This is a genomic window from Aeromonas sp. (assembly GCF_050633025.1).
Taxonomy (GTDB): domain Bacteria; phylum Pseudomonadota; class Gammaproteobacteria; order Enterobacterales; family Aeromonadaceae; genus Aeromonas.
Genome location: NZ_JBODRQ010000058.1, coordinates 1 through 20,399 on the forward strand (window position 1 = coordinate 1; position 20,399 = coordinate 20,399).

24 protein-coding genes are annotated in these 20,399 nt (G+C 56.5%); 18 read left to right on the forward strand and 6 right to left on the reverse strand.

Going from position 1 to position 20,399, the window contains the following annotated elements; translation table 11 throughout:
- From ACRAUW_RS09695 to ACRAUW_RS09705, 3 genes are all read left to right on the forward strand, one after another.
- Nucleotides 1–366 (forward strand): type I secretion C-terminal target domain-containing protein (locus ACRAUW_RS09695; protein ID WP_431362112.1); only part of this gene is annotated, 366 nt, incomplete at its 5' end.
- Nucleotides 367–452: 86 nt separating this feature from the next.
- A complete protein-coding gene (locus ACRAUW_RS09700; RefSeq protein ID WP_431362113.1) occupies nt 453–1,013 on the forward strand; it encodes a hypothetical protein in 561 nt (186 codons plus the stop codon).
- A 54-nt stretch (nt 1,014–1,067) separates the two neighbouring features.
- Nucleotides 1,068–1,778 carry an SIMPL domain-containing protein gene (locus ACRAUW_RS09705; protein ID WP_431362114.1) on the forward strand — a complete coding sequence of 237 codons (711 nt, stop codon included), beginning with the start codon at nt 1,068–1,070 and terminating at the stop codon, nt 1,776–1,778.
- 106 nt (nt 1,779–1,884) lie between these two features.
- Here ACRAUW_RS09705 and ahpF read toward each other — a convergent pair whose 3' ends face one another.
- The 3 genes from ahpF to ACRAUW_RS09720 all read right to left on the reverse strand — a co-directional run bounded on the left by ahpF (nt 1,885) and on the right by ACRAUW_RS09720 (nt 5,292).
- Entirely contained in the window at nt 1,885–3,465 is a 1,581-nt protein-coding gene (gene ahpF, locus ACRAUW_RS09710) for an alkyl hydroperoxide reductase subunit F (RefSeq protein ID WP_431362115.1), read from the reverse strand.
- A 124-nt stretch (nt 3,466–3,589) separates the two neighbouring features.
- Nucleotides 3,590–4,156 carry an alkyl hydroperoxide reductase subunit C gene (ahpC, locus tag ACRAUW_RS09715; protein ID WP_005337335.1) on the reverse strand — a complete coding sequence of 189 codons (567 nt, stop codon included), beginning with the start codon at nt 4,154–4,156 and terminating at the stop codon, nt 3,590–3,592.
- Between the two features lie 689 nt (nt 4,157–4,845).
- Entirely contained in the window at nt 4,846–5,292 is a 447-nt protein-coding gene (locus tag ACRAUW_RS09720; protein WP_431362116.1) for a CBS domain-containing protein, read from the reverse strand.
- 212 nt (nt 5,293–5,504) lie between these two features.
- Here ACRAUW_RS09720 and queA point away from each other — a divergent pair, with 212 nt between their 5' ends.
- The 7 genes from queA to nlpI all read left to right on the forward strand — a co-directional run bounded on the left by queA (nt 5,505) and on the right by nlpI (nt 12,469).
- Nucleotides 5,505–6,557 (forward strand): tRNA preQ1(34) S-adenosylmethionine ribosyltransferase-isomerase QueA, encoded by a 1,053-nt coding sequence (gene queA, locus ACRAUW_RS09725; protein ID WP_431362117.1) that lies wholly within the window; start codon nt 5,505–5,507, stop codon nt 6,555–6,557.
- A gap of 74 nt (nt 6,558–6,631) precedes the next feature.
- On the forward strand, nt 6,632–7,768 hold the full coding sequence (tgt, locus tag ACRAUW_RS09730; RefSeq protein WP_431362118.1) for a tRNA guanosine(34) transglycosylase Tgt: 1,137 nt from the start codon (nt 6,632–6,634) through the stop codon (nt 7,766–7,768).
- 50 nt (nt 7,769–7,818) lie between these two features.
- Complete coding sequence (gene yajC / locus ACRAUW_RS09735; RefSeq protein WP_431362119.1) at nt 7,819–8,154, forward strand: preprotein translocase subunit YajC; 336 nt, start codon at nt 7,819–7,821, stop codon at nt 8,152–8,154.
- Between the two features lie 18 nt (nt 8,155–8,172).
- The gene (gene secD / locus ACRAUW_RS09740; protein WP_431362120.1) at nt 8,173–10,026 is read left to right on the forward strand and encodes a protein translocase subunit SecD; all 1,854 of its coding nucleotides are present in this window, start codon (nt 8,173–8,175) and stop codon (nt 10,024–10,026) included.
- Between the two features lie 10 nt (nt 10,027–10,036).
- A complete protein-coding gene (gene secF / locus ACRAUW_RS09745; RefSeq protein ID WP_431362121.1) occupies nt 10,037–10,984 on the forward strand; it encodes a protein translocase subunit SecF in 948 nt (315 codons plus the stop codon).
- 81 nt (nt 10,985–11,065) lie between these two features.
- Nucleotides 11,066–11,434, forward strand: coding sequence for a rhodanese-like domain-containing protein (locus ACRAUW_RS09750; protein WP_431362122.1), 369 nt, complete (start codon nt 11,066–11,068; stop codon nt 11,432–11,434).
- 90 nt (nt 11,435–11,524) lie between these two features.
- The gene (gene nlpI, locus ACRAUW_RS09755; protein ID WP_431362123.1) at nt 11,525–12,469 is read left to right on the forward strand and encodes a lipoprotein NlpI; all 945 of its coding nucleotides are present in this window, start codon (nt 11,525–11,527) and stop codon (nt 12,467–12,469) included.
- Nucleotides 12,470–12,531: 62 nt separating this feature from the next.
- Here nlpI and ACRAUW_RS09760 read toward each other — a convergent pair whose 3' ends face one another.
- Both ACRAUW_RS09760 and ubiU read right to left on the reverse strand, forming a co-directional pair.
- The gene (locus tag ACRAUW_RS09760; RefSeq protein ID WP_431362124.1) at nt 12,532–13,404 is read right to left on the reverse strand and encodes a U32 family peptidase; all 873 of its coding nucleotides are present in this window, start codon (nt 13,402–13,404) and stop codon (nt 12,532–12,534) included.
- A gap of 13 nt (nt 13,405–13,417) precedes the next feature.
- On the reverse strand, nt 13,418–14,413 hold the full coding sequence (ubiU, locus tag ACRAUW_RS09765) for a ubiquinone anaerobic biosynthesis protein UbiU (protein WP_431362125.1): 996 nt from the start codon (nt 14,411–14,413) through the stop codon (nt 13,418–13,420).
- A gap of 189 nt (nt 14,414–14,602) precedes the next feature.
- Here ubiU and ubiT point away from each other — a divergent pair, with 189 nt between their 5' ends.
- Complete coding sequence (gene ubiT / locus ACRAUW_RS09770; protein ID WP_431362126.1) at nt 14,603–15,133, forward strand: ubiquinone anaerobic biosynthesis accessory factor UbiT; 531 nt, start codon at nt 14,603–14,605, stop codon at nt 15,131–15,133.
- On the opposite strand, the gene ACRAUW_RS09775 is transcribed toward ubiT, so the two are convergent.
- Entirely contained in the window at nt 15,089–15,502 is a 414-nt protein-coding gene (locus ACRAUW_RS09775; protein WP_431362127.1) for a hypothetical protein, read from the reverse strand. The genes ubiT and ACRAUW_RS09775 overlap by 45 nt on opposite strands.
- Nucleotides 15,503–15,688: 186 nt before the next feature.
- On the opposite strand from ACRAUW_RS09775, the gene trmJ reads away from it, so the two are divergent.
- From trmJ to ACRAUW_RS09810, 7 genes are all read left to right on the forward strand, one after another.
- Nucleotides 15,689–16,414: a tRNA (cytosine(32)/uridine(32)-2'-O)-methyltransferase TrmJ gene (gene trmJ / locus ACRAUW_RS09780; protein ID WP_431362128.1), complete on the forward strand. Its 726-nt coding sequence runs from the start codon at nt 15,689–15,691 to the stop codon at nt 16,412–16,414.
- A gap of 92 nt (nt 16,415–16,506) precedes the next feature.
- Complete coding sequence (gene iscR, locus ACRAUW_RS09785) at nt 16,507–17,010, forward strand: Fe-S cluster assembly transcriptional regulator IscR (protein ID WP_041207415.1); 504 nt, start codon at nt 16,507–16,509, stop codon at nt 17,008–17,010.
- Between the two features lie 53 nt (nt 17,011–17,063).
- Complete coding sequence (locus tag ACRAUW_RS09790) at nt 17,064–18,278, forward strand: IscS subfamily cysteine desulfurase (protein ID WP_431362129.1); 1,215 nt, start codon at nt 17,064–17,066, stop codon at nt 18,276–18,278.
- A 37-nt stretch (nt 18,279–18,315) separates the two neighbouring features.
- Nucleotides 18,316–18,699: a Fe-S cluster assembly scaffold IscU gene (iscU, locus tag ACRAUW_RS09795; protein ID WP_033114498.1), complete on the forward strand. Its 384-nt coding sequence runs from the start codon at nt 18,316–18,318 to the stop codon at nt 18,697–18,699.
- A 15-nt stretch (nt 18,700–18,714) separates the two neighbouring features.
- Entirely contained in the window at nt 18,715–19,038 is a 324-nt protein-coding gene (iscA, locus tag ACRAUW_RS09800; RefSeq protein WP_041207418.1) for an iron-sulfur cluster assembly protein IscA, read from the forward strand.
- Between the two features lie 9 nt (nt 19,039–19,047).
- A complete protein-coding gene (gene hscB / locus ACRAUW_RS09805) occupies nt 19,048–19,566 on the forward strand; it encodes a co-chaperone HscB (RefSeq protein ID WP_431362130.1) in 519 nt (172 codons plus the stop codon).
- A gap of 28 nt (nt 19,567–19,594) precedes the next feature.
- A partial coding sequence (locus ACRAUW_RS09810; RefSeq protein WP_431362131.1) for an Hsp70 family protein occupies nt 19,595–20,399 on the forward strand: 805 nt, incomplete at its 3' end.

A 20,399-nucleotide genomic window follows, 5' to 3' on the forward strand; every position in this document is an offset into this window, starting at 1 on the left:
GCTGATGGCGACACCCTGACAGGTGGAGGCGGTAAAGACACCTTTAAGTGGGGGGTGGGTGATATCGGTGGCGTAGATGTCATTAAAGACTTCACCATCGGTGCTGGCGGAGATGTACTGGATATCAGCGAGTTGCTCATGGGAGAACATGCAAACAAGACCTCGCTGGATGCCTACCTCACGTTTGCTACAGGTCCAGGAACAGGCAAATCCACACTTACGATCGATCTTGATGGATCAGGTGCTGGTACAACTGCCCATATCATCCAGTTTGACAACATTGACCTGACAGCGGGAGGTACGCGTAACGATCAGACCATTATTGAAGACCTGTTGAATCAGGGCAATCTAAAGGTTGATCCGTAACCTCGTGTCGGGGCCAGGTCAGCCTGGCCCCTGTTTTTTCTCCAAGGAGATAGATATGATAGCGACCGTAGAGAAGGGGGCTAATTATGCAGTCATTCAACTGGGTCGACATTGATGGCATCCGTTATAGCTGGGATGGGCAGGGTAACATTACCTGTGCCGGCCAGTTTGGCTATCAAGCTTCGATCGCAGGTGATCGGCTGGATGCGGTGGAGATAGAGAATGAGGCCGGTGATGTAGCTGGATCGCTCTGTGTCGATTTTGCCGCCGCATGGATCACCTATACCCCATCTATGGATGCAGAGGAGTCTCGCTCTGTCATTCTGGTTGGACATGAGCTCGGTCAGCAGGAATACTCTCTGGTCAGTTTTTGTTCCCCATCATTGCAAGATCTGCTTGGTCACTCCGAGAGTATCCCTTGGTCTGTAGCAATGGAGGCGTGTGCAGTAACAGGGGGGCACACCCAGCGACAAGGACACATTTTGTCGTGGAATTCGTTCCATTTTGATGATGAGGTGCAGGTCTGCGGTGCGACATCGTCACAAGATAAGGTAGAGCAGAGCCCAGATGTCTGCAGCGTGGTCACCATCAGCTTGGATTTGACCAATCAGGTGCTGGATCAGATGCCGCCACTGCACGATATATAAATTCCCGTTTGCCAGGAGCATAATGGCCTCAATTTTTTGATTGAGGTTTTTTATATGTGGCGTCCCCTTCTTACCCTTTCTGCGCTGGTTGTCAGTGTCCCCTTGTATGCTCTGGAAGTGCCTCAGGCACCCCATCTGGTGGTGAGTGGTTACGCTGAGCAGAAGGTGGAACCGGACATGCTAACGCTCCATGTGTCGGTTACCGCGCTGGCAAAACAGGGGCTCAAGGCTAAGCAGCAGGTCGATACCAAGGTCGCAGCCTTTTTCAGCCAACTGGAAGGGTTGGGGATCAAGCGCAGCGATGTTGATGCTGGCAACCTGATGGTTTCTCCGGAATATCAGTATGGCGAGAACAAGAAGCCGGTATTGCTGGGATACCGTGCCCAACGGCAATTGGCTGTCAAACTCTATCAGCTGGATAAATTGAGCCCCCTGATGGATACCGCGCTCAAAGCCGGGTTGGAGTCGGTATCACAAATCGAATACGGCCTGAAATCGCCTCAAATCGTCAAGGAGCAGGCTCGATTGGGGGCGGTGGACGATGCCAAGAGCAAGGCCGAGTCGCTGGCCAAGGCATTCGGCATGAAGCTGGGCAAGGTGTATAGCGTGGAGTACCGCAACACATCCCCGATGCCTTTTTATAGTCGCAATTTCAAAGCGATGGCGATGGCTGCCGCTCCCGCACCGGATATGGCTGCCAACAGCTATCAACAGCAGCAAATCACGGTGACTGACAATATCGACGCTGTGTTCCTGCTCGAATGAGGCTGATGTCGTGATTGAAAAAACCGCACCTGATGCGGTTTTTTTCATAGGAAAAGAGACAAAAAGCCGACACTGAGGTGCCGGCTTGCTCATATTGGCGGGGCTATCAGGCGGTGACGGCGTCAGCCTTGGTCGCTTCCGGTACTGGCGTGCGAATGAGGTAGTCAAACGCTCCCAGCGCGGCGGTCGCTCCTGCACCCATGGAGATTATGATCTGCTTGAACGGCACAGTGGTGGCATCTCCTGCGGCATAGACGCCGGGCAGGGAGGTGGTGCCCTTGGTATCGATCTCGATCTCGCCAAAGCGGGTCAGGGCAATCGCGCTCCCTTTCAGGAACTCGGTGTTCGGTACCAGACCGATCTGGACGAAGATGCCAGCCACGCCTAAGTGTTTGATCTCGCCGGTGGTGCGATCTTCGTAATCCATACCGACCACCTTGCTGCCATCACCGATCACTTCGGTGGTGCGAGCGCTCATGATGATGTCGATATTGCCCATGGAGCGAGCCTTCTTCTGCAGCACTTCATCGGCACGCAGGGTATCGGCAAATTCCACCACGGTGACGTGTTCGACGATGCCAGCCAGATCGATGGCCGCCTCGATGCCGGAGTTACCGCCACCGATCACCGCCACTCGCTTGCCCTTGAAGAAGGGGCCGTCACAGTGCGGGCAGTAGGCCACGCCCTTGGTGCGGTACTCGAGCTCACCCGGTACGTTCAGATCACGCCAGCGGGCACCGGTCGCTAGGATCACTGCACGGCTCTTCAAGGTGGCACCGGAGGCGAGATCCACGTTCACATACCCATCTTTGCTGATAGCGGCGGCCCGCTGTTCGGTGATCACTTCCACGCCGTACTGTTTGACGTGCTGCTCCAGGCTGGCGGCCAGCTTGGGGCCTTCGGTGTAGGGGACGGAGATAAAGTTCTCGATACCGACGGTGTCCATCACCTGACCACCGAAACGCTCGGCAACGATGGCGGTGCGAATGCCTTTACGGGCGGCATAGATGGCCGCTGCGGCGCCAGCCGGGCCACCGCCCACCACCAGTACGTCGTAGGGATCTTTCTCATTCAGCTCGGCGGCTTTGCGCTCGGCGGCGCCGGTGTCGAGTTTGGCGACGATCTCTTCCAGCGAGATGCGGCCCTGGCTGAACGGTTGGCCGTTCAGGTAGACATTCGGTACCGCCATGATTTGACGCTCGGCGACTTCTTCCTGGAACAGGGCGCCATCGATCATGGTGTGGGTGATGCCGGGGTTCAGGGTCGCCATCAGGTTGAGAGCCTGTACTACGTCCGGGCAGTTGTGGCAGGAGAGGGAGATATAGGTCTCGAAGTGGAACTCACCTTTGAGATTGCGGATCTGCTCCTGCACGGCTGCATCGACCTTGGAGGGGTGGCCGCCGCTTTGCAGCAGGGCGAGCACCAGAGAGGTAAATTCATGACCCATTGGGATGCCGGCAAAGTGAACGCGCGGGACTTGGCCCTGCGTCGCGACACTCATGGAAGGCTTGCGAGCGGCAGTGCCAGAGGTCTGGGTGATCTTGGGGGACATATCGGCGATCTCGCTGGCCAGTGCCAGCAGCTCTGCAGATTTGTCGCTGTCGTTGCCGGACACGCTGATCTCGATGGGATTGACGATGTACTGCAGATAGGTGTTCAGCTGTTGTTTGAGGTTGGTATCCAACATCTTCGAATTCCTTCTTGTGATTGCGGGTCGGCGTGAGATGTAAGCCGGAAAGCAGACCGGCGCCTTTGCTTGGGGCCGGAAACAAAACCGGCCCTTATGCGGGCCGGTCTTGGAAGCGGGAGGCTTAGATCTTGCCTACCAGATCCAGGGACGGGGCCAGAGTGGCTTCGCCTTCTTTCCATTTAGCCGGGCACACTTCACCCGGGTGGGAGGCAACATACTGGGCCGCTTTGACTTTGCGCAGCAGTTCCAGTGCGTCACGGCCGATACCGCCAGCGTTGATCTCGACGATCTGGATGATGCCCTGCGGGTCAATCACGAAGGTACCGCGGTCAGCCAGACCAGCTTCTTCGATCATCACGCCGAAGTTGCGGGTGATGGTACCAGTCGGGTCACCAATCATCGGGTACTGGATCTTCTGAATGGTGTCAGAAGTGTCGTGCCATGCTTTGTGAGTGAAGTGGGTGTCGGTAGAGACAGAGTAGATCTCGACGCCCAGTTTCTGGAATTCAGCGTAGTTGTCAGCCAGGTCGCCCAGCTCGGTCGGGCAAACGAAGGTGAAGTCAGCCGGGTAGAAGAAGACCACGGACCACTTGCCTTTCAGGTCAGCGTCAGACACCTGAACGAATTTGCCATTGTGGTAAGCGGTAGCATTGAACGGCTTGATTTCAGTGTTGATGTAGGTAGACATCTATTAGCTCCTTGGTGATGTACATATGCCAGTCTGGTATTACAAAAGTTGGCCAGACGGGGCGTTTAACTTTCGATGGATTCATCATAGGGGCTTCTGCTAATCGATGAAAGCCGCAATTTTGAATCGCTTAAATCTACTTATTAGATAAATGACTGTGGCTGTACCTGACATGAATATCTCGGAATTACTGAGATAACTCTTTGTTGTGGTTCAATATATGTGCGCTATATCGCCTTTTCAAGGCATATGAAGGGGGGCAGAGCCATGATGACGCGATGAGATAAACGGTGGTGCAAACAGGTGGCGCCGGAGGTTGAGGGAACTGGTCGCAGCGATGGGGATGTGCTGACAAGGGGGAGAGCAGAAAACACAGATAAAAAAATCCCGGCGCTATCGCAACGACAGGGCCGGGTCATCAAACAAGGAATGGCTATATAAACAAATGCTTTACAGCAAAGACTAACTACGGGGTGTGCAAACTTGCAGACATATGAGAGGAAGATAATGGGTGCACAATCCCTCCTCTCCCCCTCGGCAACTATTGCATGAGAGGGATGATAGTGTGACGCAGATCACAAGGCAAGTATTTGGTGTAATTTTTCAATCAAAATGAAAGTGTTTCATCATTTCAGCTTATTCTGACGGCTGAAAATGCTTTTTTTGTAATTTAATTACAAGTTGATCTATCAAAAGTCGGTAGGTGGTTCCTGCTCTTCCATCAATTCCAGCAGGTTGATGGCTACGGTAATAAAGTCCGACTCGGTGACAATGCCGATCAGCTTGCGTCCTTTGAGTACCGGCAGGCAGCCATATCTGTGCCGCTGCAGGTAAAGTGCCGCCTCCTTGATGCCGGCGTGAGGATCTACGCTCGCCACTTGCCGTGTCATGATCTCGTCGAGTTGCACGCTATCGGTAAATTCGGCTTCCCGCTCCGGGCTGATGAGCAGCAGTTTGGATTCCCGGGTAGCCAGGATATCGGTGAGGGTCACCAGCCCCAGCAGGTGGTGCTGCTCGTCGACGATGGGAATGTGGCGGATCCGCTCCTGCTGCATCAGGTCCATCGCCTGTTTGACACTGTTTGACGGACCCAGAGTGAAGGGGTGTTCGGTCATGATTTCGGATAGGGTCATCATGGTGGGCCTCCTTGTGTATCTGCTTTCACCCTAGCCCAGCCCCAACTGGCAAAACATGATCAGGGTCAATACAGAACATTAAAGAATCATTAACCGGAGGTGTGTCTCAATATTGCTCGCTACCCCTTGTCTCTCTTGGGTTTTTGGTCTTTTGGGTTGCCTTGGAAGATGGGGATAACTAGACTAGCCGCCGATTCCCCCCGAGGTGAAAGATGCAAGTATCCGATTTTCATTTTGATCTGCCAGACGAGCTGATTGCCCGCTATCCGATGGCAGAGCGTACCGCCAGCCGCCTGTTGCAGCTCGATGGTCAAACTGGCGCCCTGCGCCACGGTCAATTTGTGGATGTGCTGGATCAGCTCAATCCGGGTGACCTGCTGGTATTTAACAACACCCGTGTCATTCCGGCGCGCATGTTTGGCCAGAAGGCCAGCGGTGGCAAGCTGGAGGTTCTGGTCGAGCGCATTCTGGACGAGCACAGCGTGCTGGCCCATGTCCGTGCCTCCAAGGCGCCCAAGCCCGGCACCCGGATGATCATGGATGGTGGCGTTGAAGCCGAGATGCGCGCCCGCCACGACGCTCTGTTCGAGATCCACTTCCTCGACCCGCGTCCGGTGCTGGAGATTTTGGAGGCCATCGGTCACATGCCGTTGCCCCCCTATATCGACCGTCCCGACGAGGATGCCGACAAGGAGCGTTACCAGACCGTTTACAATCGGAAGCCCGGCGCCGTTGCCGCGCCGACCGCCGGTCTGCACTTTGATGAGCCGCTGCTTGAGAAAATTCGGGCCAAAGGGGTTGAAACGGCCTTCGTGACCCTGCATGTAGGGGCGGGGACCTTCCAGCCGGTGCGGGTAGAGAAAATTGAAGATCACCACATGCACTCCGAGTATGCGGAAGTGCCGCTAGAGGTGGTGGATGCCATCGCGGCCACCCGTGCCCGTGGTGGTCGGGTAATCGCGGTGGGGACCACGTCGGTGCGTTCGCTGGAGAGCGCGGCCAAGGTCACCCTGGCACAGGGCAAACCGCTGGCGCCCTTCTTTAGTGACACCGATATCTTCATCTTCCCTGGCTACCAGTTCCAGATTGTCGATGCCATGGTCACCAACTTCCATCTGCCGGAGTCGACCCTGATCATGCTGGTCAGCGCCTTTGCCGGTTATGACAATGTGATGGCGGCCTATCAGGCAGCCGTGGCCGGGCAGTACCGTTTCTTCAGCTACGGGGACGCCATGTTCGTCACCCGTCGCCAGGTTGAAGCATAAGCTTCAGCTTATTTACCGGGCCGTGAGCGGCCCTCCTATTGTCAGACTGTTTATCTGACGCAGCCGAGGTAGCAATGAAATTTGAACTGAAAACCACCGACGGCCGTGCCCGTCGCGGTCAACTGGTCTTCGAACGTGGTGTGGTACAAACGCCGGCCTTTATGCCGGTCGGGACGTACGGCACCGTCAAGGGAATGACCCCTGAAGAAGTGCGTGAAACCGGCGCCCAGATCCTGCTGGGTAACACCTTCCACCTCTGGCTGCGCCCGGGTCAGGAAGTGATGCGTGCCCACGGCGATCTGCACGATTTCATGAACTGGCAGGGCCCGATCCTGACCGACTCCGGTGGTTTCCAGGTGTTCAGCCTGGGCCATATTCGCAAGATCACCGAAGCGGGCGTCCACTTCCGTCACCCTATCAATGGCGAGAAGATCTTCCTCGACCCCGAGAAGTCCATGGAGATCCAGTACGATCTGGGCTCCGACATCGTGATGATCTTCGACGAGTGCACCCCGTACCCGGCCACTTATGAAGAAGCGCGCAAGTCCATGGAGATGTCCCTGCGCTGGGGCAAGCGTTCCCGTGACAAGTTTGATGCGCTGGGTAACAAGAACGCCCTGTTCGGCATCATTCAGGGCTCGGTTTACGAAGATTTGCGGGATGTCTCCCTCAAGGGGCTGCTGGAGATCGATTTCGACGGTTATGCGGTCGGTGGTCTGGCCGTGGGTGAACCCAAAGAGGATATGCACCGCATCCTCGAGCACGTCTGCCCGAAAATTCCGGCTGACAAGCCGCGTTACCTGATGGGTGTCGGCAAGCCGGAAGATCTGGTGGAAGGGGTGCGCCGTGGTATCGACATGTTCGACTGCGTGATGCCGACCCGCAACGCCCGCAACGGCCACCTGTTCACCACCGATGGCGTCGTGAAGATCCGCAACGCCAAGTATCGCAGCGACACCAGCACCCTGGATGCCGAGTGTGATTGCTACACCTGCAAGAACTACAGCCGCAGCTACCTGCACCATCTGGACAAGTGCAACGAGATCCTCGGTGCCCGTCTGAATACGATTCATAACCTGCGTTACTACCAGCGTGTGATGCAGGGTTTGCGGGACGCGATCGAGCAGGGTAAATTAGACGACTTTGTAACAGAGTTTTACCGTCGGCAAGGGAAGCCTGTGCCTCCGTTAGCTGAAAATGACGTTAAATAACAACAATATATAATTCAGTTTTCAAATCTACATCAATAAGAGGTTGTTAAATGAGCATTATCTCCAAGGCGTATGCAGAAGGCGCAGTTCCGGGTGCACAGGGTGGTGGTATGGAAATGATCATCATGCTGGCCGTATTCGGCCTGATCTTCTACTTCATGTTCTATCGTCCCCAGGCCAAGCGTGCCAAGGATCACCGCAATCTGATGAGCTCCTTGTCCAAGGGTGATGAAGTGCTCACTTCCGGTGGCCTGGTTGGCAAAATTGCCAAAGTGGCTGCAGACAGCGATTACCTGGTGATCGCCCTGAACGACCAGACTCAAGTCACCATCAAAAAGGACTTCGTCTCTGCCGTTTTGCCCAAGGGTTCTATCCAGTCCCTTTAATCTCCCAAGGAGCACAGCGTGTTGAATCGCTATCCGCTGTGGAAATACCTGATGGTGATCCTGGTGATCGCCATCGGTTTTCTATATGCAGCCCCCAATCTTTACGGCGAAGATCCGGCTTTGCAGGTTTCTGCCAGCCGTGGTGCCGAAGTCAAGCTAGATACTCTTGATCTGGTGAAAGAGGGCCTCGACGAGGCCAAGATCCCGGTCAAACATGCTGCATTCGAGCACGGTTTTATCCTGATCCGTTTCAATAACACCGAAGACCAGCTTAAGGCGCGCGATATCGTTGCCAACAAGCTGGGTGACAACTTCATTACCGCACTCAACCTGGCACCTTCCACTCCCGCCTGGCTCGAAGCCATCGGTGCGGCGCCTCTGAAGCTGGGTCTTGATCTGCGTGGTGGTGTGCACTTCCTGATGGAAGTGGACATGGCCGAGGCACTGACCAAGCAGCAAGAGCAGATGGTGCAGGATTTTCGCACCGAGCTGCGCAACCAGAAGATCCGTTACTCCGGCGTGCGCCGGACCGGTGATCTGGTGCAGGTGATCTTCCGTGACGAAGCGGATCAGGAACGCGCTGTTTCTCATCTGCGTCGTCAGAACCCTGATTTGACCTTCACTACCGAGCAGAAAGGGGATGAGTTCATCCTGCTGGCTGGTCTGAGCGAAGCCAAGATCAAGGAAGTGAAGAAGTACGCCCTCGAGCAGAACATCACCATCATCCGTAACCGGGTCAACGAACTGGGGGTGGCCGAGCCGCTGGTACAACAGCAAGGTGCCGAGCGCATTGTCGTTGAACTGCCCGGTATTCAGGATACCGCCCGCGCCAAGGAGATCCTGGGGGCGACTGCGACCCTGGAATTCCACATGGTCGATGAGACTGCAGACATCCAGGCTGCGGCCGACGGTCGCGTACCGCCGAGCTCCAAGGTCTACAACGATCGCAACGGTCGTCCCGTGGTGCTGCAAAAGCGGGTGATCCTGACCGGTGACCACATCGTGGGAGCCCAGTCCGGTTTCGACGAGTACAGCCGTCCCCAAGTCAACATCAAGCTGGATGGCCAGGGTGGCAACAAGATGGCCAACTTTACCAAGGACAACGTGGGTAAAGGGATGGCGACCGTCTTCATCGAGTACAAGCCGGTCGGTCAACCGGGTCCGGATGGCAAGCGCAAGTTCCGCAAGCAGGAGGAGGTGATCAACGTCGCCACCATCCAGTCGCGTCTTGGCAGCCAGTTCCGTATTACAGGTATCGACAACGCCAACGAAGCCCACAACCTGGCGCTGCTGCTGCGTGCCGGTGCCCTGATTGCCCCGATCCAGATTGTGGAAGAGCGCACCATTGGCCCGAGCCTGGGTCAGCAGAACATCGACAGCGGTATGGAAGCCATCGGCTGGGCCATGCTGGTGATCGTGCTGTTCATGGGCATTTACTATCGCGCGTTCGGCTGGGTCGCCAACCTGGCGCTCTGTATGAACCTGGTGCTGATTGTCGGTATCATGTCGATGATCCCGGGGGCCACCATGACCCTGCCGGGCATTGCCGGTATCGTCCTGACGCTGGGTATGGCGGTGGATGCCAACGTGCTGATCTACGAGCGAATTCGTGAGGAGATCCGCAACGGCCGTGGTGTTCAGCAAGCCATCCATCTGGGCTTTGATCGGGCATTCTCCACCATCGCCGACTCCAACGTGACCTCGCTGATCACTTGTGTGATCCTGTTTGGTATCGGTACTGGCGCCATCAAGGGCTTTGCCCTGACGCTGGGCATTGGTCTGACCGCCTCCATGTTTACTGCCATCACAGTTTCCCGTGCCATTATCAACCTGGCTTGGGGTGGACGGCGTATCGACAAGCTGCCCATCTGAGGATAGAGAGATGTTTCAGATACTACATTTTGAAAAACCGATCCCGTTTATGCGCTATGCCAAGCCGGGTGTGGTTTTCTCTTCCGTGCTGATGGTGATTGCCCTGTTCTTCCTGTTTGATCGGGGTCTGAACTGGGGTCTGGACTTCACCGGTGGTACCACCATCGAGGTGGGTTTCCAGCAGTCGGTGAGCCTGGACAAGATCCACGACGCTCTGGAAGAGCAGAAGATTGAAGGGGCAACCCTGCAACACTTTGGCTCCAGCCGTGATGTACTGTTCCGCCTGACGCCGAAAGAGGGTGTTAAGGTCGAACAGCAAGGTAATGAAGTGCTGGCGGCGGCCAAGCTGCTCGATGAGGGAGCTGTGCTCAAACGGGTAGAGTTCGTCGGTCCTTCGGTCGGTGACGAGCTGGCCACAGACGGTGCGCTGGCCATGCTGGCCTCCATCATCTGTATCCTGATCTACGTGGCAGTGCGTTTCGAATGGCGTCTGGCCATGGGCGGCATCCTCTCGCTGGTGCATGACGTGGTGATCACCTTGGGCGTCTTTGCCTACTTCCAATACGAGTTCGACCTGACCGTACTGGCGGCATTGATGACCCTGGTGGGTTACTCCCTGAACGATACCATAGTAGTGTTCGATCGCTTGCGGGAGAACTTCCGCAAGGTGCGCAAGGGAGATACCGAGTACATTCTGGATCTCTCCATGACCGAGACCCTGAGTCGTACGATTATCACCTCCGGCCTCACTTTCGTGGTGGTGCTGGCGCTGCTGCTCAAGGGGGGGGCACTGATCCACGGTTTTGCCGTGGCCATGGTGATTGGTGTGGCGTTCGGTACCTACTCTTCCATCTATGTGGCCAGTGCGTTTGCCATGTACCTTGGCGTCAAGCGCGAGCACATGCTGCCTACCCAGGTAGAAAAAGAGGGCGCGGACCAGCAGGAGATCCTGCCATAACAGTGAAGAGCGCCTCATGGCGCTCTTTTTTGTCTTGTTGTCGTATGCTGAGGCAGATGATTTCAACACAAGGAGCTTGCCATGCAACACAATCCCCGTTTTCTGGCCTTGGTAGAAGGTATCCGTTCCCGCGTCAATGAAACCGATGTCCACCAGATCAAGCGTTGGCAGGATGAAGGGCGCTCGTTTCACCTGATCGATGTGCGAGAAGAGAGCGAGTGGGCCAAGGGCCATCTGCCCGGTGCCCGATATCTTGGTCGTGGTGTGATTGAGCGGGATATCGAGACCCTGTTCCCGGCTCCCGAGACCGAGTTCTACCTCTATTGTGGTGGTGGTTTTCGCTCCATTCTGGCGGCGGACAATCTGCAGCAGATGGGTTATTGCAAGGTGATCAGCATCGATGGTGGTTTTCGCGGTTGGCTGGAGGCCGGATACCCTGTCGAATCCTGATTTATTTGATGGAGAGGGGCTCAGCTACATGACAAAGTGGCGGCTGACCTTTACCATATGCGGGGTCAAGCGTAAGCGTCGGAGTGTTCATTGAACGTCAGGAAAGGGATTGGATACCTCCTTGGTATCCTGTTGTTGCTTCCCATGTGGGGTTGCAGCAGTAGCAGTCAGGTTAACACCCCTAAGGTTCCCAAGCCGCAGCCTGCTTCACTGGTACTGGCGACCCCCCTGCAGGTCTCCTACCAAAGCGAGCTGGCGCTCGCCCGACTCGGGCAGATGCTGAGCGAAATGGAACTGACCACGGAGCAGCGTGCCGAGTTATTTTATGAGCGTGCCGTGGTGTTTGATCGGGTTGGCTTGCGTTCCCTCGCTCGGCTCGATTTCAACCGTGCCCTGCGGGAGAAGCCGGATTTCGCCGAAGCCTATAACTTTATCGGTGTCTATCTGGTACAGCAGCAGAACTACGATGAAGCCTATGATGCGTTCGATTCCGCTCTCGAGCTGGCACCCGATTATGACTATGCCTATCTCAACCGTGGTATCGCTCTCTATTACGGCAACCGTCCCGAGCTGGCCGCGGCCGACATGAAGCGTTTCTACGAGGCCCAGCCAGAAGACCCTTATCGGGTGATCTGGCTCTATCTGGCCGAGCAGAAACTCGACCCGTCGGCCGCCATGAGCCGGATGCGCGAGCGTCTCAATAAGTATGATGACGATGCCTGGAACTGGGATCTGGTACGCCTCTATACTGGCGAGCTCAACGCTTCCCGGCTAATGGGCAAGGTGGTGAAAGGGGTAAAGGATAACCGGGAGCTCGCCGAGCGCCTGTGCGAAACCTATTTCTATCTGGGCAAGTTCGAGCTGGGCAAAGGTAACCGCAAGGAGGCGATCAGCTACTTCAAGTTGGCGCTTTCCAACAACGTCTACGACTTCATCGAGCATCGCTATGCCCTGCTGGAGCTGGAGCTGATGGCACGCAAGCCGCTGCCTCCCGGCGCCCAGAGTGGCCAGAGCAAGAGTGATCGCCCCTCCTGAGGGAGCGTGAAAGTGTAAAAAAGGCCTCATTGCGAGGCCTTTTTGTTTTGCGTGGTTTGCGTTTACTCCACCAGGTTCATGCCGGGGATCTGGCGCCAGTAGCCGTTGCACTCGCTACCCTGGTGCAGGGGGAGGGGCGCGTCACCCTGCTGGTTGGCCTTGAAGCGGACCAGCATCTCCAGCGTCTCTAGCCCTTGCGGTGAAAGTCTGACCACATCCACCAGACCTTCCATACCAGCCAGCTCGTTACCCAGGTTGTAGCAGTAACCGGACTGGGTCTGGATCCCGTTGAGATTGAACACCCGCTGACCCTCGCGGCTGTTGGCCAGCCGTCCGGTGGGGTAGTTGATGCAGGCGAGTTCACAGTTGTCTTTTGGCTTGTCGAGAGAGCGGGCGGTAAAGCAGCGCGCCGAGTAGGCAAGCGGCAGGTGGCCGTAGGCGAACACCTCCACTTCGAACTGCTGGCGTGTCGCCCCCAGATCCTGCTCAAGCAGTACCAGCCAGTCCCGTGAAAGCTCCACCGGCATCACCCAGCGTTTCATCCCCTGTTTGAGCAACATGCGCAGCACATCGGCGTTATAGGCGTTGATGGCGGGGCCACAGACAAATGGAATGCTCGCTTCATGGGCAAGCTGGACTGTGCCCAGATCGTTGGCTTCGATCATCAGTTCGCCATTGTCGACCAGCCGTTTTACCTCTTTCAGCTCGGAGGGCGCGGAGATGAGCGCCAGCGTCGAGAGTACCACCTGCTTGCCTGAGCTCGCTACTTCGCGGGCGAGGGAGATCCAGTCATCGACTTTCAGTTCACGTCGCTTGCTGCAGACGGTTTCCCCTAGATAGACGATGTCTGCTTCGCTTTGGGCTGCAGCGCGGTAAAAGGCTTCGGTATCGGCTTTGGGCCAGTAGAAGAGCAGGGGCCCGAGAGAGAAGTTCATTGATAGGGGCTCCTTATTGCCACTGACGATGGTAGGCGCCGAGGGTAGTCTGGCTACCTTCGGAGACGCGGGCGAGCTGGGCATCCCACTCAGCTTTGACCTGATAGACCTCGGGCTTGGCCTGATAGGCATCGATAGCCGCACGCCAGACCCTGGTCACTTGCTCCACATAGGCGGGGCTGCGCTGGCGCCCTTCAATCTTGACCGACTGGATCCCGGTCTGGAACAGCTCGGGCAGGAGACCCAGGGTATTGAGACTGGTGGGCTCTTCCAGTGCATGGTAAGTCTGGCCATCTACCTCGAAACGCCCCTTGCAGAGGGTTGGATAGCCAGCATTTTCACCCGGGCCGTAGCGGTCGATCAGCACTTCGTTGAGCCGCGACTCGAGGCCGTTCGGGGTCTCTTCCCAACGGACGAACTTGGCCGGTGAGCAGGCGCCGACGGTGTTGGGGCTCTCGCCAGTCATGTAGGAGGAGAGATAGCAGCGCCCCTCGGCCATGATGCAGAGGCTGCCAAAGGCGAATACCTCGAGGCCAACATCGGTTTCGCGGGCCAGCTGCTTGACCTGATGCATGGAGAGCACCCGCGGCAGTACCACTCGTGTGACATTGAATTGCTGCTGATAGAAGCGAATGGCGGCGGCATTGGTGGCGCTTGCCTGCACCGAGACATGGAGTTCCATCTCGGGGTAGTGGCGGCTGGCATATTCCAGCACGGCGAGATCGGCGATGATCAGCGCATCGGCGCCGAGGGCCACCCCGCGATCAACCGCCTGTTTCCATCGCGTATCGGCCCCGGGATGGGCAAAGGTATTGATGGCAATATGCAGCTTGCGACCATGTTGATGCACATAATCAACCGCCTTCTCCAGTTTGCTGTCGGTAAAGTTGAGACCGGCAAAGTGGCGGGCATTGGTGTCATCCTTGAAACCGATATAAACGGCATCGGCCCCGTTATCCACGGCGGTTTTCAGTGCCGGCAAACTGCCTGCCGGACAGAGTAATTCCATTGGTACGCTCCGAGAGTGCATATGAAAGGCAAACGAGCCCTGATTGTATGCACCACAGTTCCTTGGCTTTTTGACCTGAGGCAGCTTTGTGTGGCTTTCCCCATCTTGACTCAACTCTGCACAAGTTTGATTTCCAACAGGATCTTGCCACTCTCCCTGTGTTTGAATGCGCAAAAAAGGGAGTCTATCGTGTTTCAACAACTGCAACGTCGCCTGGTCGAACAGGCTCCGCGCTTCTTGCGCCATCCCCTCAAGCTGGTTCCCTTCAATTTGCAAAAGCAGCTGATGGAGAGTTTGCTGGCCCGGGTTTTCAAAGAGGCTATCGAAGATGGCGATTTCGAGTTTCTGGCAGACAAGTGGCTGAAAGTCGAAGTCTCTGATCTGGAGCTGTGCTGGTTTATCAGTGAGCAGAATGGCTACTTGGTGGTGGCTCGCGAGTGTGACAAGGCCGATGTCTGCTTCAGCGGTACCGCCAACGACCTGATCCTGATTGCCGGCCGCAAGGAGGATCCGGATTCGCTCTTCTTCCAGCGCAAGCTGAAGATTGAAGGGGATACCGAGCTGGGGCTGGAAGTGAAAAACCTGATGGACAGTCTGGACCTAGATAGCTTGCCGAGCCTGATGAAGTACCCCCTGATGGATCTGGCCACCTTTATCGAGCAGGCTCGAACCGGATCAGCGCAGACTCCGGTGCAGACGGCGGGCGGGATCCCGTCTTAAGTGGACCATCACCCCGTGGGCATGGCGGCGGTAACGGTGCCGTGCCCATAGACAACGACAGGCCCACAAACAGGGTACCAGAGCCATGAGTGTACCCGGGGCGGGCAACTGTGAGATCACGACCCCCAACGCCAGCCAGATAAAGGGCTGGGCTTCGTAGAGCCATTCCGGCTGCAGCCAGCGTTTGGCTGGAAAGATAATCAGGTCGGTCCGTCGGTAGCTGGAGCGCATCATCCAGGTCACCGCCCCGGCGATAAACAGCAAGGCGCCTGCAAACCAGAGCAGAGGCTTCTCGCTTAACGTAATGATGGCAATGGCTACCAGCAGGTAGACGCTTGGCAATCTCTCATAGATAAAGGGAGGAAGCATGATCGAATCTCTCCTGTGAACTGTTCCACATATCCGTTAAGTCTAGTTTTTCCTTCTCCTCGTCTCATGCCAGTTTGTTATACTGGCGCTCGTTTTTGTGCTGAAATGGGATGCCTTTTACGGTGCCAACATTGCGCTCTCTTATGTTACAATTGCGCGCCATTTTTGACTGAAGATTGACTCGGCATGTTGGATCAGATTCGTATCGTTTTGGTGAATACCTCTCATACCGGCAACATGGGGTCTGCGGCTCGTGCCATGAAGACCATGGGGCTGACCCGGATGATATTGGTTGATCCGCAAGCCTTGCCGGATGAAAGCGCCTTCGCCCTGGCAGCTGGTGCCAGCGATGTGCTTGCCAATGCCCGTGTCGTTCCGACACTGGACGATGCGATTGCCGATTGTGGTCTGGTGATTGGTACCAGCGCTCGTTCCCGCACCCTGAGCTGGCCCATGCTCGATCCCCGTGAAGCGGGCAAGATGACGGTAGCCGAAGGGATGAAGCATCCTGTGGCGCTGGTTTTTGGTCGCGAGCGGACCGGCCTGACCAACGATGAGCTGCAGAAGTGCCACTATCACGTGGCCATTCCGGCCAACCCCGAATACAGCTCCCTCAATCTGGCCATGGCGGTGCAGACCCTCTGTTACGAAGTTCGTATGCGCTGGCTGCAGGGGCTGGACGTGGTTGCTGAAGAGATGGCGCTGGATTATCCCAGTGCCGAACAGCTGGAAGGGTTTTATCAGCACCTGGAACAAACCCTGATGAAGACCGGTTTTATTGCCGATGACCATCCGGGTCATGTGATGAGCAAGCTGCGTCGCCTGTTCAATCGGGCTCGGCCGGAAGCAGCTGAGCTCAACATTCTGCGCGGTATTCTGACCTCGGTGCAGAAAGCGCGCGTACCGGATTAATCCGACTGATTTACTCAACCATATACTTGACTGTTTTTGTCGGGTATGTGACCATGTGCCCCATTAAATTGCTTAGCAAGACGGTAAGGCACATGAGACTGACTTCAAAAGGACGTTACGCTGTAACCGCCATGCTCGACGTGGCGCTGCATGCAGAGCAGGGGCCTGTTCCCCTCGCTGATATTTCCGAGCGCCAGGGCATCTCCTTGTCCTATCTCGAGCAGCTGTTTGCCCGCCTGCGCAAACATGGCCTGGTGAGCAGCGTGCGCGGTCCCGGTGGCGGTTATCGCCTCGGGTTAGCTCCTGACGAGATTTCGGTCGGCCAAGTGATCACTGCGGTTGACGAGTCGGTGGATGCCACCAAGTGCCTCGGCAAAGGGGGCTGTCATGGTGGTACCCAGTGTCTGACCCACTCCCTGTGGCGTGATCTGAGCGAGCGGATCTCCAGTTTCCTCGGCGAGATCACGCTGGCCGAGCTGGTCCGCCAGGCCGATGTACGCCGGATTGCCGGCAAGCAAGATGAACAGATGAAAAGCGTGTTGTCCCTGATTGAACGGGCAGAACACGGCGATGTGAGCTTGAAAGTCCAACTATAAACGTGCTTTCCACAGCGGGATTCTGTATGACCCGAACTGTGACGGAGAAAAACATGAAACTGCCTATTTACCTTGATTATTCGGCAACCTGTCCGGTGGACCCGCGTGTCGCAGAAAAAATGATGCAGTGTCTCACCATGGATGGCCTGTTTGGCAATCCGGCCTCCCGTTCTCACCGTTTCGGCTGGCAGGCCGAAGAGGCGGTGGATCTGGCCCGTAATCAAGTGGCAGAGCTTATTGGTGCCGACCCGCGCGAGATTGTCTTCACCTCTGGAGCGACCGAGTCTGACAACTTGGCAATCAAGGGTGTTGCCCACTTCTATGCCAGCAAAGGCAAGCACATCATCACCTCCAAAACCGAACACAAAGCAGTGCTCGACACCTGCCGTCAGCTGGAGCGTGAAGGCTTCGAGGTGACCTATCTCGAGCCGATGCCAAACGGTCTCTTCACTCTCGAGATGATCGAGAACGCCATGCGTGACGACACCATTCTGGTCAGCATGATGCACGTGAACAACGAGATCGGCGTGATCCAGGACATTAAAGGACTGGGCGAACTGTGCCGCTCCCGCAAGATCCTGTTGCACGTTGATGCTGCCCAGAGCGTGGGCAAGGTCGAGATCGATGTTGAAGCGATGAAGATTGATCTGCTCTCTCTCTCCGCCCACAAGATCTACGGTCCGAAAGGGATCGGTGCGCTCTACGTTCGCCGCAAGCCGCGCGTACGTATCGAAGCCCAGATGCACGGTGGCGGCCACGAGCGCGGCATGCGTTCCGGTACCCTGCCGACTCACCAGATCGTAGGTATGGGTGAAGCCTTCCGTATCGCCAAAGAAGAGATGGCAAGCGAGCACGAGCGCGTGATGACCCTGCGTCAGCGTCTGTGGGATGGCCTGAAAGATATCGAAGCCGTTTACCTTAACGGTGATCTGGAGCAGCGTGTCTCCGGTAACCTCAACGTCAGCTTCGCCTATGTGGAAGGGGAATCCCTCATCATGGCGCTCAAGGATCTGGCAGTCTCTTCCGGTTCTGCCTGTACCTCTGCCAGCCTGGAACCCTCCTACGTTCTGCGTGCGCTGGGTCTGAACGACGAGCTGGCTCACAGCTCCATCCGTTTCAGCATCGGTCGCTTCACCACCGAAGAAGAGATTAACTACGCAGCAAGCCTCATTCGTGACTCCATCGGTCGTCTGCGCGAGATGTCTCCGCTGTGGGAGATGTACAAGGATGGCGTTGATCTGAACACGGTCGAATGGGCTCATCACTGATTACTTCAGTGAGCAACAGAATTAGCAGGAGTGAGATATGGCTTACAGTGAAAAAGTAATCGACCACTACGAAAATCCGCGCAACGTCGGTGGTTTTGACAAGAATGATCCCAGCGTTGCAACCGGCATGGTGGGTGCACCTGCCTGTGGCGACGTGATGAAGCTGCAGCTGAAGATCAGCGAAGAGGGCATCATCGAAGATGCCAAGTTCAAGACCTATGGTTGCGGTTCTGCCATCGCCTCCAGCTCCCTGGTAACCGAATGGGTCAAGGGCAAGACGCTGGACGAGGCGGCTGGCATCAAGAACACCGACATTGCTGAAGAACTGGCTCTGCCGCCGGTGAAGATCCACTGCTCCATTCTGGCCGAGGATGCCATCAAGGCCGCCATCGCCGATTACAAGCAGAAGAAAGGTCTCTAAGCGCCGGAGAGCAGTATGGCTATTACCATGACAGATGCCGCCGCGGCACGGGTTTCCTCTTTTCTGACCAACCGGGGCAAGGGCATTGGCCTGCGCCTCGGCGTCAAGACCACCGGCTGCTCGGGCCTTGCCTATGTACTCGAGTTTGTCGATGAGCTGACCGGAGAAGATCAGGTTTTTGAGCAGCAGGGCGTCAAGATTATTGTCGATGCCAAGAGCCTCATCCATCTGGATGGCACCGAGCTGGATTTCGTCAAAGAGGGGCTCAACGAGGGCTTTAAATTCAACAACCCGAATGCTAAAGGCGAATGTGGTTGTGGCGAAAGCTTCAGTGTCTAAGAGGATTGCATGAACCATTTCGAGCTGTTTGGGCTGGTTGAAGGCTTCGAGCTCGATACCCGGCAGCTGGCCGACACCTACCGTCAGCTGCAAACCCAGTATCATCCAGATCGTTTTGCCACTGCTCCCGAGCGGGAGCAGCTGGCAGCGGTACAGCGTGCCGCCCAGATCAACGATGCATTCACCACCCTCAAGGCGCCGCTGCGCCGTGCCGAATATCTGCTCTCTCTTCGTGGCACCGATATTCGTGGCGAACAGCAGACCCTGCAAGACACGGCTTTTCTGATGCAGCAGCTGGAGTGGCGTGAGCGTCTGGCCGATCTGAAAGGTGACGCCGACCCTGAGCGCGCCATCAAGGATTTTCGCAGCGAGATCAGGCATGATCACCAGCTGTTGATGCAGCAGCTGACCGAGTCTCTTGCCGCCGGCAGAGATCTCGTTGCCGCTGATTGCGTTCGCAAACTCAAGTTTGTCGACAAGCTCCTCGAAGAGCTGGAACGATTCGAAGACTCGCTTCTCGAGTCTTGATCCTTTAACGCTGGAAGTTTCATTACCCATGGCATTACTGCAAATCGCCGAACCCGGCCAGAGCGCTGTTCCTCATCAGCACAAACGTGCCGTCGGCATCGATCTCGGCACCACCAACTCTCTCGTCGCTGCGGTTCGCAGCGGTCACGCCGATACCCTTTGCGATGAGCAAGGGCGCGACCTGCTCCCGTCAGTGGTGCACTATCAAAGCGACGCTATTCGAGTCGGGATTGATGCCAAGCGCGAAGCGGCGCTTGATCCTCACAACACCATCGTCTCGGTCAAACGGATGATGGGCAAGGCGCTGGCCGATATCGATACCCGCCAGCAGCCTTACCAGTTTGTTGCCGCCGACAACGGTATGCCGCAGTTGCAGACCCGTCAGGGGCTGGTCAACCCGGTGCAGGTATCGGCCGAAATTCTCAAAAAACTGGCCGAGCGTGGCGCCCAGACCCTGGGTGGGGATCTCGATGGGGTTGTCATCACCGTGCCCGCCTATTTCGATGATGCCCAGCGTCAGGGCACCAAGGATGCGGCCCGTCTGGCCGGTCTGCACGTGCTGCGCCTGCTCAACGAGCCGACTGCGGCCGCGATTGCCTATGGCCTCGACTCCGGTCAGGAAGGGGTCATCGCGGTTTACGATCTGGGGGGCGGTACCTTCGATATCTCCATTTTGCGTTTGCATCGCGGTGTATTCGAAGTGATGGCGACCGGCGGGGATTCTGCCCTCGGCGGCGATGATTTCGATCACCTGCTGGCGGACTGGATCAGGGCGCAGGCGGGCCTCTCCGGCGAGCTGGATGCCCATCTGCAGCGCGAGCTGCTGGATGTGG